This window comes from Quatrionicoccus australiensis (assembly GCF_020510525.1).
GTDB lineage: Bacteria > Pseudomonadota > Gammaproteobacteria > Burkholderiales > Rhodocyclaceae > Azonexus > Azonexus australiensis_B.
In genome coordinates, this window is the sequence record NZ_CP075188.1 from 3718263 (window position 1) to 3730501 (window position 12239).

At 60.4% G+C, this 12239-nt stretch carries 8 protein-coding genes; 1 reads left to right on the top strand and 7 read right to left on the bottom strand.

Annotation, left to right across the window (positions count from 1 at the left end):
- The 5 genes from cas7e to KI612_RS17750 are packed head-to-tail and all read right to left on the bottom strand — an operon-like array spanning position 1 to position 6976.
- On the bottom strand, positions 1 to 1200 hold the full coding sequence (cas7e, locus tag KI612_RS17730; protein WP_226441380.1) for a type I-E CRISPR-associated protein Cas7/Cse4/CasC: 1200 nt from the start codon (positions 1198 to 1200) through the stop codon (positions 1 to 3).
- Positions 1201 to 1221: 21 nt separating this feature from the next.
- Entirely contained in the window at positions 1222 to 1806 is a 585-nt protein-coding gene (casB, locus tag KI612_RS17735) for a type I-E CRISPR-associated protein Cse2/CasB (protein WP_226441381.1), read from the bottom strand.
- The gene (gene casA, locus KI612_RS17740; protein WP_226441382.1) at positions 1793 to 3382 is read right to left on the bottom strand and encodes a type I-E CRISPR-associated protein Cse1/CasA; all 1590 of its coding nucleotides are present in this window, start codon (positions 3380 to 3382) and stop codon (positions 1793 to 1795) included. The genes casB and casA overlap by 14 nt, the downstream gene beginning before the upstream one ends.
- A gap of 20 nt (positions 3383 to 3402) precedes the next feature.
- Complete coding sequence (gene cas3, locus KI612_RS17745; RefSeq protein WP_226441383.1) at positions 3403 to 6012, bottom strand: CRISPR-associated helicase Cas3'; 2610 nt, start codon at positions 6010 to 6012, stop codon at positions 3403 to 3405.
- Entirely contained in the window at positions 6005 to 6976 is a 972-nt protein-coding gene (locus KI612_RS17750) for a helix-turn-helix transcriptional regulator (protein ID WP_226441384.1), read from the bottom strand. Before KI612_RS17750 ends, cas3 begins: the two co-directional genes overlap by 8 nt.
- A 319-nt stretch (positions 6977 to 7295) precedes the next feature.
- Here KI612_RS17750 and uvrA point away from each other — a divergent pair, with 319 nt between their 5' ends.
- Positions 7296 to 10121 carry an excinuclease ABC subunit UvrA gene (uvrA, locus tag KI612_RS17755; protein WP_226441385.1) on the top strand — a complete coding sequence of 942 codons (2826 nt, stop codon included), beginning with the start codon at positions 7296 to 7298 and terminating at the stop codon, positions 10119 to 10121.
- Here the strand turns inward: uvrA and KI612_RS17760 are convergent.
- Together KI612_RS17760 and KI612_RS17765 are read right to left on the bottom strand one after the other, a co-directional pair.
- Positions 10101 to 11432: a GGDEF domain-containing protein gene (locus tag KI612_RS17760; RefSeq protein WP_226441386.1), complete on the bottom strand. Its 1332-nt coding sequence runs from the start codon at positions 11430 to 11432 to the stop codon at positions 10101 to 10103. The two genes, uvrA and KI612_RS17760, sit on opposite strands and share 21 nt — an antisense overlap.
- 4 nt (positions 11433 to 11436) lie before the next feature.
- Complete coding sequence (locus KI612_RS17765) at positions 11437 to 12231, bottom strand: substrate-binding periplasmic protein (protein ID WP_226441387.1); 795 nt, start codon at positions 12229 to 12231, stop codon at positions 11437 to 11439.
- Positions 12232 to 12239 lie beyond the last annotated feature (8 nt).

Genomic DNA, 12239 nt, shown 5'->3' on the forward strand with positions numbered 1-12239 from the left:
TCAACAAGCCCCTTGCTCGACAATTCCCTTCGCCCAATCGGCCAATTGGGTCAGGTTCAGGCGCTCGGCGCCCGGCACACTGACGGGATCAACAGACAGGAAACGACGAGCCAGCGGTGCGCCGTAGGCATCATCCATGGCGGCGATTTCCGCAGTCAGCTTGCCCACCGCCCGTTGCCGAATAGGCGCGCTGTTGTCGTCCAGAGACAAGGCGTTGTGAAAGGCTGCGGCCAAACTGCGCGGTTGCCAGTCGCCTGCTTCCACCAGCATGAACTTCGCCCAGTCGAAGGGTGCTGTCGAGCCGCGTTTGGCGCCGGGACTGACTGTGGCAATGAGGTGAAGCAGATTTTGCACAACGCGGGCAGCCAAGGCTCGCTGTTCTGGAGATGCGCCATCTGCAAAGCACTTCTTGAAATCCACACCTTCCAGGTTCTGCACCAGTTGCGGCACATCCACGACCACGTAACCGTAATAAAGCCCCGAGGCGAGTTCAGTATCGAAAATCCCGGCTGAACCCAACTCGCCAGCATCCTGAAGAAGGTCGTCCACCACCGTGAAGTAATCGTTTTCAACCTGAGCCTGATGCACCGTAAAGGCATGGGCAACGTAGACGGCTGCGTCACGGCTCGTCAGCAAATCAGAGGTCACCATGCGGCCAAACAGGGCTGACTCCAGACCGCTGCCATGCTTCAAGGCTTCAATGTTCCTCTTTTCGTCTTTGCCTTTGAGCCATTCGCCAATTGCGGCTTTCAGCGTTTTTTCCTCGGCATTTCCCGCAGCCAGTTCTGTGCAGCGATTCACCAGGTAATCAATTTCCGGCTTGCCAAGCAATACCGCCTGCCCGGTTTTCAGGGCATCTTCACCCTTCTTGTCTTTGCCACCTTTATCGAGCAAGCCGGCATCCCGCAGGGCTTCGGCAGCGGCCTGCGCCAGCAGTGCGGTCAACCCGTTTTCCTGCAAACGCTTGGCGATCAACTCCAGCGTACCTCGTGACCGAATGCCCATAGGCACATCGAGATTCGCCAAGGCAAAGGCATCTTCGGTCACGCGCCAATGACGTTTCAAACATTGCGAGGAAATCCGGGTACGAACGGCGTCCCCCAAGGGAAGTCGCTTGGCGAGACCGGCATCGTCACGGTTCAACAGCGCAGCCGGGTAAGTGTGCAGGGTGTGAATTTGAATAAAACGCGGGATTTGCATAATCAGGCTCCAATAAGTGAATTAGTGCTTCGGTTTCTTGGCTTCGGCAGAAAAATAACTGCCGGCAATACGTAGTCGTGTGGCTTCGGCGGCCTCTTCATCGCGCCCCTGATGAAGTACCAGATCGCCTAGATCGAACCAGTTCGGCGCTTTGCCTTTGCTTGCAAGCAGGCGAAGCAGGCGGGGAAGAAGCTGGCGGAAGGCATCACCGCGGGCGGTCAGCAGCTTGGTGACACGCGATTCGGAAACATCTGCATCGCTGAGTTGTTTTCCCAGCCTATGGCTTCCATCGTGGCCTGCCAGCGCCATACCATGCGCAATCGTTCCCCAGCGTTGCCAGGTCTCCGGTTGCCAGGTTTCGGGTGAAAACCCGGCATACACCAAAGCCCGCGAAAGGGCCGCAATCTGATGGGGACGCAACTCCGCATCCGGATCGAGTCGGGCCAGCGCCGCCCGTTCGCCGTTATCCAGACCATGCGCATCGCCTTTGAAACGTGCAGCCTGGGTAATGATCTGAGCGAGTTTCTCGAGCGGACTTTCCTGCCTTGGGGCAGCACTCGCCTCGGGCAAAGGTAATTCCGATGAATCGGCATCATGGATGCTCATGGGCAAGCTCCTTGTTGGTGGATTGTTGGCGGTAGTACTCGGCAAGTACCGGTAGGGTTTTCGTGCTGCGCAAACCGGCATAAAAACGGGACAGCGCGGCCGCTTGGGCGCGATAGCGTTGCTCGCCGCACTGAGGTCCGGCGGCAAAGGCACGTTTCAAAATGGTTTCGGCGGAAGAAGCCATGGAGAGCAACCAGTTCAAATGCTCGGTTTCTGGTTGATCTGACTCAACCTCGGCATTCAGCGCATCAAAGAAGCGGGCGTCTTCCGCTTGTTCAAACGGCTTAACAAAATCACTTGCCTTGTTTTTGGCGCTGTCAGAAAACTTGTCTTTAGGCGCTCCTTGATCAAACAGGGTAGCTAGCGCCGTCCAGAGCACACTTCGAATCTGCCCAACGGCGCTCACCCGCTCGCCTGCAATTTTTCCAAGGCGATCCGTCTGTTTTTGAATCAGCAACTGGCGCACTTTGGGAGAAATAGGGATTCGGCGTTCGTGGTATTTCTCGGTTTTCCCTTGTCCCCGCGTCACCCCCTGGGCGAGAACTACCAGTCCATACGAACCATCATTGGTATCGGGTATTTGTGCGACTGAGCGGCGATACTTTCCACCAAAAAGCAGTTCAGCCGCCAATCGGTAGTGAAAGCCTTCCGCACTGATGGTCAATGCCTTCCCTGCAGTAGCATCAATCGGGGTCCAGGGATCGCCGGTCATCCCGTTTCGCTCTTTTGCCTCAATTCGTACAGCCTTGCTTCCGGTACCAATTGAAAAGATCGATTGCGATCCATCAAGACATTCCAGCCGAATACGACGGCAAATCTCGATGTAAAAAGGATCTAGCGACGTAAATGCAAGACTGCTTTCGCCGTTCCATGGCTCAAGCCACAACAACCCGATACCCCCTGCACTTTGCACCCCTTGCTGTTCGACGATGGCAACGCGACTGGCTAACAAGGTCTGAATGTCTCTCTTCCAACGTGATCCCCAATGTCCTTGAGGAACAACCCCAATCGCCGGACGACTGGCGAAGCCACCATTCATTCGAGAAATACCGTAGTTCCCTGCGCCAAGAAAACCTTCCTGCGTCTGTAGACTGATCAGTGCCATTAACCAATCATCGACCTCAGCCTTCCGCATCCTTGCAGCCTTCAGATCGTGGTTCTTTGAGGTGACCAGCATATCCAGTTCGTCCGCCGCCTCAATCCGGTTCTTCCAGCTATTGACGGAGCCTCCCGATACCGGCGCCTGCATGAAAGCCGGCCGGTCGTGTGGCGAAATCAGGCACCAGGCGGCGCCATCCGGATCGTCAGGCGTCAGTCCCAACAATGCCTCTTTCCAGGCTGACTCGGTATCGAATACTTCCTCTCGATCCGCCCGGTGCAAAGCCATCGCCGCGAGCTGCACCAGAAAGGCATGCCATGGGTGGCGCTGGTGTGGGCGTAACGCGGTGAAGTCGCGTACTTCATCGTTTGCCAAGGCAACAAACAAAGCCGGCAGACTGAAAGACTTGGGCTGCCCATCGGCAACTAGGCGAGTTCGGATCAATGGTTCATCCAGCAGGTTGTAACGTAGTGTCACGGCGTATCCTCCGGCAGTTTTCATTCATCCTTGAGGCGTTCGAGCCCCAAGCGGCTATAGCGAAAAGAAGCAGAACCCAAACGAAATGTAATGCAATTGTCCTGACGGGACACATCGCTTGGCTCGGCATCGAGCGGCAACTCCTTCGGCAACAGGTAATGCCGTATCGGTAGTTCCTTGAGCGGAAAGCCAAAGGGACCGATCACGCCGAAAAAGCGTGCCGCTCTGTCTTGCGCACCCAGACGCGTTGCGACTAGCACATCGTGAGGAAACTCGACTTCGCCAAACTCCTGCTCAATGTCCAGCGAATGCAGATAGCCCAAGGCTTTCTGAGCCCCCGTGTCTCCCTCGATTTTCTGGGCCAGCCCTTGCCAAGCCTCTCCCAATTGCGTTTCGAGTACGCGCAAGTTGTCCGGGTGAGTTGCCGCCTCAACGAGATAGCGATTGTTCTCAGGAATCACGACCTCCGGCTTTTCGAGCAGCAGTCGTCGCGTTGCTTCAAGAATGCTCAGGTCGGCATAAACCCCGCCACCGTTATGGAATCGGCCCAAGCCATGTTGTGGTCGGGCGAACATGGGCGAGAGGTCATTTCCTGCTGGCGTCAGCACAATTGCCTGTGCTTGGCGAAAGGCTTCCGGGCGTTCGTTTTCATGACGATGCAAACGCCCGAGCCGCTGCAACAGCACATCCATCGGGCACAAATCGGTGATGAGGAAATCGGCGTCAATGTCCAGGCTTTGCTCCAGCGTCTGGGTGCCGACAACTATCAAGGGGCCTGCCGGCCGTGCTTTTCCTAGCTGCCGCTCGATGGCAGCATCAAGTTCCGGTCTATCCTGACGGCTGAAACGACTGTGGTGCAGCGTTCTCACGCCTTTAACGCTGAACAGCCACGCCAGTTCGGGAACCTGCTTTTCCAGAGCGTTCAGCGTAGCCACCGCGGCCGGGACCGTGTTGCGGATAATCAGCACCTTGGCGCCCTGCGCTGCGGCTTCAATGGCCAATTGCGCGATTTTTTCAGGGGCTGCGATACAGTCACGGGGGCTCCAGCTCACTCGCTTTGAGCGCCCTGTTCCGGGTGTAGCCCGAATGCCATGGCAATCCGAAATTGCCGGATACGGCACGGCACAAGCCTGCTCGAACGACATGTTCCGGATCAAACCGGACTGCCCGGTCGGCGCCAAGGCCAAATAGCGACTACGGGCGCTCGAACCCAGCGTGGCCGACAGCAGCAAGGCATGCCCACCACAACCCAGATGCGCTTTCAGCAAACGCTCCAGCAGTACCGTCATGTAGGCATCGGAAGCGTGAACCTCATCCACGACCAGCAGACTGCGGGCCAGCGTTGCATGGCGTAGATGTGCGTGACGAACTTGCAGGGCGCCCAATAGCGCCTGGTCAATGGTGCCAACCGCGACCGGCGCGGCAAGGAAACGCTTGGAGTTTTCCGCGGCCCAGCGTTGGTGCGCCTTCTGATCGTCGGGCGAGTCGTTCCAGAAAACCTCGAAATTCGCCATGGCCTTGATCTCTTCGCCATCGGCGGCGACGTAGCCCGGTAGAGCACGCAAAGCAAGGGGCGGATTTTCCGGCCACAAACGCTTCAGGGTGTCCTGCACCCGTTGATACAACTGGGTCGCCGCTACCCGTGTGGGCAAGGCGAAGTAGAGGCTATCCACCAAACCGGAGCGGAAAAGATGAACGTAACGCCACAGCGCCGCTTCGGTTTTGCCACTGCCGGTTTCTGATTCGAGGATGAGCAAAGGGCCGAGGGAATCATCGCTCATGGCCGCCTGAACGGGGCGAGGATCGAAACCGCCGAAGACATCGGCAAAGCTTGGTGCTAAGGCAACGAGCTTGGCGCGCCAATTGTCGCTATCCAGTCCCAGGCTGGTGATGGCCTTATCAGCCATGGGCGCTGCGGTTTCTGCGCGATTCTCGCCTGCTTCGGAAAACTTGAAAAAGCGTGTATCCGATCCCAGCCAGTCAGCCAACTGAACCAGTCCAGCAAACAGGTGGCCGAAACTTGGAGCGTGCGGCAATACCTGACCGCCGACATGAAAAGCGCTTGGGTAAAGCTCTGGCGCGCGGTACGCAACTTCTTTCAGTACAACAGCAGGGTCATATTTCCCTTCATGGGATTTCCAGATGCTCGAACTGCCACCAGGGCTATCCTTGATCGGCCGTCCGTGATGGCTGATGCTCGCGGTCAACAATGAATCGACCGCATCGCCCCAAGTACAGATTTTTTCGATCAAAGGCTCGATAGCCTCGGCCGATGTCGCGACTTGGAATAGTTTGACGGCCTCAACTCCATGCCCCGCCGTAATCGGCACAGGCCAACTTGGCGGAATTTTTGTTTTCCAGCGCTTGGCCTGGAAACCACTATTTGCCTTACCGATGTCGTGCAGGAATGCCAGCACGGTAAGGCGAGCAACGTCCTGTTCGGCTAATTGTCTCCCTGCGGTTCGCTCAAGCGCCCGTCGAATTGATCGACACTGGACAAGCCGGGTAAAGCACGCTGCCACATCAATCATGTGATCAATCAGCAAATGCCGTCCTTGCATTCTTTCATCAGCATCGAATTCCAGCTTTCCGAATGCTTCGGTGTCTTTAAGTATCACGATCTCACTCATCCCCATACCTCCCCACCGCCGCCTTCAACAAGCCCACCACCTTCTCCCGCAACCCCGCCGGCCCCACCACCTCACAATCCGGCCCATATTTCAGGATGTCCATGATCAACTCCGGATCATTGCTGTACGGCAGCCGTAGCTGGTAGCTGCCGTCGTCGAGAAAGCTGCCTTCCTGCTCCGGGTGCCAGTGTTCGGCGGCGACCCAGCGGGCGCGGTCGGGGGTGAAGAGGAGCGTCGCCCATTGCACTTCGGCGCCGGCGAAGATGCCGTAGCCCGCGCCCAGCGCGGCGTCGAGTTCGGCTTCGGAGATTTCCTGGGCGATGGCGTCCATGGTTTTGACCGTTTTTATCGCGTCGACCGCAAAGCTGCGCAGTTCGTCGCGCAGGTGGCACCAGGCGTCGAGGTACCAGTTGTCGCGGTAGTGCGTCAGGCGTTGCGGCGAGATTTCGCGCTGGCTGGCGTCGCCCTTGCTGCGGGCGACGTAGTCGATGCTGAGCCGGCGCCGTTCCATGAGGGCGGCGGCGATGTGCTGGAAGTGTTGTGGCGCGTAGTGGCGGGCGGCGGCGCTCAGGATGCGGATGCGGCGGGCGATGTCGGCGGCGGAATCGGTGGTGCTTTCGAGCATGCCGAGCAGGCGCTGGCGCAGCGGGCCGACGTGTTCGGCAAGCAGGCCGCCAGCATCGAAGGCGGCGAGCAGTTGCTGCATGCTGAGCAGGGCGTGGATTTCGCCGGCCGAGAACCAGACGCCGGGGAGTTCGTAGCGCTCGACGCTGTTGTCGATGCGATAGGTGCCGGTATCGCGGTCGCAGAGGATGGGAACGTTCATGCGTTCGCGCAGATCCTTGATGTCGCGGTGCAGCGTGGCGCGCGAGACTTCCAGGCGCTGCTGCAATTCGGCGAAGCTGACGCTGCGCCGCGAAAGCAGCATGCGTTCGATGATGCCGAAACGTTCGGATTTGGTCATGCCGCCCTCATTGGTTTTGCCAACATCATAGCCGCCTGTCCTTTTTTAGACCATCCGGCACAGACGGCCTACCAGGGCAGATTGGCGACCAGTGCGCCAAAGAGAAGGGCAAGGAAAACGTAGCGATCAGGGGGATAAGAGGCGTTCATGGCGATCTCCGGCGAGTGGGTTGAAGCCACTTTGCACCAGCCAAGTCTCAACACGTGAGACCGACAATTATTTTTGCCGCGCCTGACTGCTGTATGCCCATACAGTTTCACATGCAAAGCCGCCCGCTTTTGCGTATAGTCTCCCTTCCCCAACCGAGAATAGAACAGCGATGGAAACCATCCGCATTCGTGGCGCGCGCACGCACAATCTGAAGAACATCAATCTCGACCTGCCGCGCGACCAGCTCATCGTGATTACCGGGCTGTCCGGTTCCGGCAAGTCGTCACTGGCTTTCGACACGCTGTACGCGGAAGGCCAGCGCCGTTACGTCGAATCGCTGTCGGCCTACGCGCGGCAGTTCCTGCAGTTGATGGAAAAGCCCGATGTTGATCTGATCGAAGGCCTGAGCCCGGCGATTTCCATCGAGCAGAAGGCGACTTCGCACAATCCGCGCTCGACGGTGGGTACCGTCACCGAGATCCACGATTACCTGCGCCTGCTCTACGCGCGCGCCGGCACGCCCTACTGCCCGGACCACAACCTGCCGCTTGAAGCGCAGACCGTGTCGCAGATGGTCGATACCGTGCTGGCGCTGCCGGCCGAAACCAAGCTGATGATCCTGGCGCCGGTCGTTGCCAACCGCAAGGGCGAACAGATGGACCTCTTCGCCGAGCTGCGCGCCCAGGGTTTTGCGCGCGTGCGCGTCGACGGCACGGTCTATGAAATCGACGCTGTGCCCAAGCTCGCCAAGTCGCAGAAGCACAATGTCGATGTCGTCGTCGACCGCCTCAAGGTGCGCGACGATATGCGCCAGCGCCTGGCCGAATCCTTCGAGACGGCGCTGCGCCATGCCGAGGGCCGCGCCATCGCGCTCGAGATGGACAGCAACGTCGAGCACATGTTCTCTGCCAAGTTCGCCTGCCCGGTCTGCTCGTTTGCCCTGCAGGAGCTGGAGCCGCGCCTCTTCTCGTTCAACAACCCGATGGGCGCCTGCCCGAAGTGCGACGGGCTGGGCGTCATCCAGTTCTTCGACCCCAAGCGCGTCGTCACCAACCCGGCCGCCTCGCTGGCCGGCGGCGCAATCCGCGGCTGGGACAAGAAGAACCAGTTCTACTTCCAGATCATCGAATCGATTGCCGATCATTACGGCTTCTCGGTCGACACGCCTTTCGAGCAACTTTCCGACGAGATCCGCCAGCTGATCCTGTTCGGCTCGGGCAAGACGGAAATCAACTTCCGCTACCAGAACGACAAGGGCACGCGCTTCGACCGCAGCCACAGCTTCGAGGGCATCATCCCCAACCTCGAACGGCGCTACCGCGGCAGCGATTCGCAGGCGGTGCGCGAAGAACTTTCGAAATACATCAGCAACCAGAGCTGCCCGAGCTGCGCCGGCACCCGCCTGCGCGTCGAGGCGCGCCACGTGCGCGTCGGCAGCAAGACCCTGCACGAAATCAGCCGCCTGCCGCTGGGCGAGGCGCGCAACTACTTCAATTGTCTGGAGCTGACCGGCAACAAGGCGCAGGTCGCCGACAAGATCCTCAAGGAAATCACGGCGCGGCTGTCCTTCCTGATCAACGTCGGTCTCGATTACCTGTGCCTGGAGCGCTCGGCGGAAACGCTGTCGGGCGGCGAAGCGCAGCGCATCCGGCTGGCTTCGCAGATCGGCTCGGGCCTGACCGGCGTCATGTACGTGCTGGACGAACCGTCGATCGGCCTGCACCAGCGCGACAACGACCGCCTGCTGCAAACCCTGCGCAACCTGCGCGACATGGGCAACTCCGTGCTCGTCGTCGAGCATGACGAGGACGCCATCCGTTCGGCCGACTACGTCGTCGACATCGGCCCCGGCGCCGGCATCCACGGCGGCGCCGTGGTCGCCCAGGGCACGCCGGCCGAAGTCGCCGCCAACCCGCTGTCGATGACCGGCGATTACCTGTCCGGCCGGCGGGCAATTCGGGCCCCGAAAACGCGTCGACCGGTCAACCCGGACAAGATGCTGCAAGTAGTCGGCGCCAGCGGCCACAATCTCAAGAACGTCACGCTGGAAATTCCCGGCGGCCTGCTCACCTGCATCACCGGCGTTTCCGGCTCCGGCAAGTCGACGCTGATCAACGACACGCTGTACGCCGCGGCGGCGCGCCACCTCTACGGCTCGACGACGGAACCGGCGCCGCACCAGGAAATCGTCGGCCTCGACCTGTTCGACAAGGTGATCAACGTCGACCAGGCACCGATCGGCCGCACGCCGCGCTCCAATCCGGCAACCTACACCGGCCTGCTGACGCCGATCCGCGACCTCTTTGCGCAGGTGCCGGAATCGCGTGCGCGCGGCTACGGGCCGGGTCGTTTCAGCTTCAACGTCAAGGGCGGGCGCTGCGAGGCTTGCCAGGGCGACGGCATGATCAAGGTCGAGATGCACTTCCTGCCCGACATCTACGTGCCCTGCGACGTCTGCCACGGCAAGCGCTACAACCGCGAGACGCTGGAAGTGCAATACAAGGGCAAAAACATCTACGACATCCTCGGCATGACCGTCGAGCAGGCGCGCGAGTTCTTCGATGCAGTGCCGGTCATCGCGCGCAAGCTGCAAACGCTGGTCGATGTCGGCTTGAGTTACATCACGCTCGGCCAGTCGGCGACGACGCTGTCGGGCGGCGAGGCGCAGCGCGTCAAGCTGGCCCTCGAACTCTCCAAGCGCGACACCGGCCGCACCCTGTACATCCTCGATGAGCCGACCACCGGTCTGCACTTCCAGGACATCGAAATGCTACTTTCCGTGCTGCAGCGCCTGGCCGACAACGGCAATACCGTGGTCGTCATCGAGCACAACCTGGATGTGATCAAGACGGCGGACTGGCTGGTCGACCTCGGGCCGGAAGGCGGCGACGGCGGCGGCCGCATCCTGGTCGCCGGCACGCCGGAGACGGTGGCCAAGTGCAAGGCCAGCCACACCGGCCGCTTCCTGAAACCGCTACTCGATCGTAAGGGCTAGCGTCCCCTGCTCCTGCTCCTGCACCGGGGCAAGGCTGGGTGCCAACACGACCCGGTTGCGGCCGTTGCGCTTGGCTTCATAGAGCGCGTCATCGGCACGGTTGAGTGAAACCTCAAGCGATGCGGCGCTGGCATCGGCCAAACCGATGCTCATCGTCACCCGCACGACACGGCCATCGGGCAGCGTGACGTCGTTCCCGGCACAGCGCTGGCGCAGACGCTCGGCCTGGATGTAGGCCTCGGCCAGCGTGCTTTCCGGGAACAGGAAGACGAACTCCTCGCCGCCGTAACGCGCGATCAGGTCGGACTGGCGGAAACTGTCGCGCATCAACTGGGAAACGGCACGCAGCACGGCGTCGCCGGCGGCATGCCCGTAGGTATCGTTAAGGTGCTTGAAGTTGTCGAGATCGGCCATGCCGACCGTGACCGGGCGCTGGTAGCGCTGCGCACGCAACACTTCGGCATGGCCCAGTAGCTGGAAATGCCGGCGGTTGGTCAGACCGGTCAACGCATCCTTGTTGGCCAATTCCTCGAGCGCGAAACGCGCCTGCTCGTTCTGCATCAGCGAGGCATGCAGTTCGCCGATCGCCTCCTCGACCGCATGAATCTCGCGCATCGCCGATGGCTCGAAAGTCGGTGCCGGCTGGTCGACGCTGAGATGCGACAACTCACGGTCGATGCGCTGCAGCGGGTGTATCAGGTGGCGGCGCAGCAAAAACAGGAAAATCAGCAGGAACAAACCGACCAGCAGCAGCGCCCCGGCCAGCTTGTAGCCGGCGAGTCGCATGATCGCGGATACGTCGTTGAGATCGGCATTGGCCAGATTGATCCCCTGGATCGCGACATCATCCACCCGCACGCTGAGACGCGCTGCCAGACGCTGCCATTCGCCGTAATAGGTCGCAAAGACGCTGACATCACCCGCGCCGCGATGCATCAAGTCGCTGAGAAAGCGCTCCGTCTCGCGCGCCAGCGCCGCCGACTCGGCATCCTCCAGCACACTCGGGTGACTGGCGACCAGCATGACGACGAACATCGCCTGCTGCCGGGCCTGCGGCGTTGCCGCGGTAAACACCCGCTCGCCCTCCAGGCGCAATTGTTCGAGATTGCGCGCCAGACGCTGATAGCGAATGATTTCCGGCACCGTTGCATCCTGCAGGCGGCTGGTTGCGTCGAGCACGCGTTGCTGATCGAGGCCGAGCAGCACGACCATGAGCCCGAAGGTCAGCACGAACAGGCCGGCAAGCAGGGCAAAGGCGCGGCCGGCACGAATGCCGTGCAAGGCGGGGAAAGGATTGAGGTTCACATGCATGGCCCTAATCCAGGTTAAACGGGAAATGGCGCCGCATCAGCCGATGGTAGGAACCATCCGCCCGCATCGCCGCCAGCGCCTGATTGACCGCCAGGCGCAAGGAGTCGCGATTCTTCGGCAGCAGGATATGCACGCTGCCGCCGAGGCCGCCGTCGACCATGGCCGGGCCGACGAATTCGAAGCGCCCGGAAACCTCACGCTGCAGGCTGTCATAGGCGGTCAACATCGGCACCAGGCAAAAATCCACCTTGCCATCGCGAAGCAGGGAAATCAATTCATCCATTGCCTTGGCGTACACCACACTCAGTCCCTGGCTCCCCGCCCGGGACTCGACATATGCGGCCTGTTGCGTGGCGGAAACAACGCCGATCCGTTGGCCGTGCAGCTGATCGAAGCGAATTGCATGACCGGAACGCTTCGCCAGTCGCCGAATACCTTCCACACTACCAAGCAGACGCGACGACGAATTCCAGATCGAATCGCTGAAAGCGACCCGCTGCTCGCGCTCGGGCGTGCGCAGATAGTTTCCGAAACCGAGATCGAGGCGTCCGGCCTCGACCGCGGGCAGCATGTCGGGGAAAAGAACATTTTCCATCTGGCAGCGCAGATTGATCCGGCGGCATATTTCGCGCGCCAGTTCTTCGTTGAAAGCGCGTACCCCAAGAGCAGACTGGGTTGCAGCTGCGGGCACCTTGCCATGATCTGCCGCGACCCAGAGGCCGATACGCAATTCGGCCGGCTGAGCCGAAACGCTCCGGAAAAAGCACAGCAGCAGGAGAAGGAAAGCCAGGCGCATCATCAATCCGG

Bases quoted from the DNA above. Each gene is read 5' to 3' on its own strand.
- cas7e (WP_226441380.1), bottom strand. From the start codon at position 1,200: ATGCAAATCCCGCGTTTTATTCAAATTCACACCCTGCACACTTACCCG.
- KI612_RS17760 (WP_226441386.1), bottom strand. From the start codon at position 11,432: ATGCATGTGAACCTCAATCCTTTCCCCGCCTTGCACGGCATTCGTGCC.
- casB (WP_226441381.1), bottom strand. From the start codon at position 1,806: ATGAGCATCCATGATGCCGATTCATCGGAATTACCTTTGCCCGAGGCG.
- KI612_RS17750 (WP_226441384.1), bottom strand. From the start codon at position 6,976: ATGACCAAATCCGAACGTTTCGGCATCATCGAACGCATGCTGCTTTCG.
- cas3 (WP_226441383.1), bottom strand. From the start codon at position 6,012: ATGAGTGAGATCGTGATACTTAAAGACACCGAAGCATTCGGAAAGCTG.
- KI612_RS17765 (WP_226441387.1), bottom strand. From the start codon at position 12,231: ATGATGCGCCTGGCTTTCCTTCTCCTGCTGCTGTGCTTTTTCCGGAGC.
- uvrA (WP_226441385.1), top strand. From the start codon at position 7,296: ATGGAAACCATCCGCATTCGTGGCGCGCGCACGCACAATCTGAAGAAC.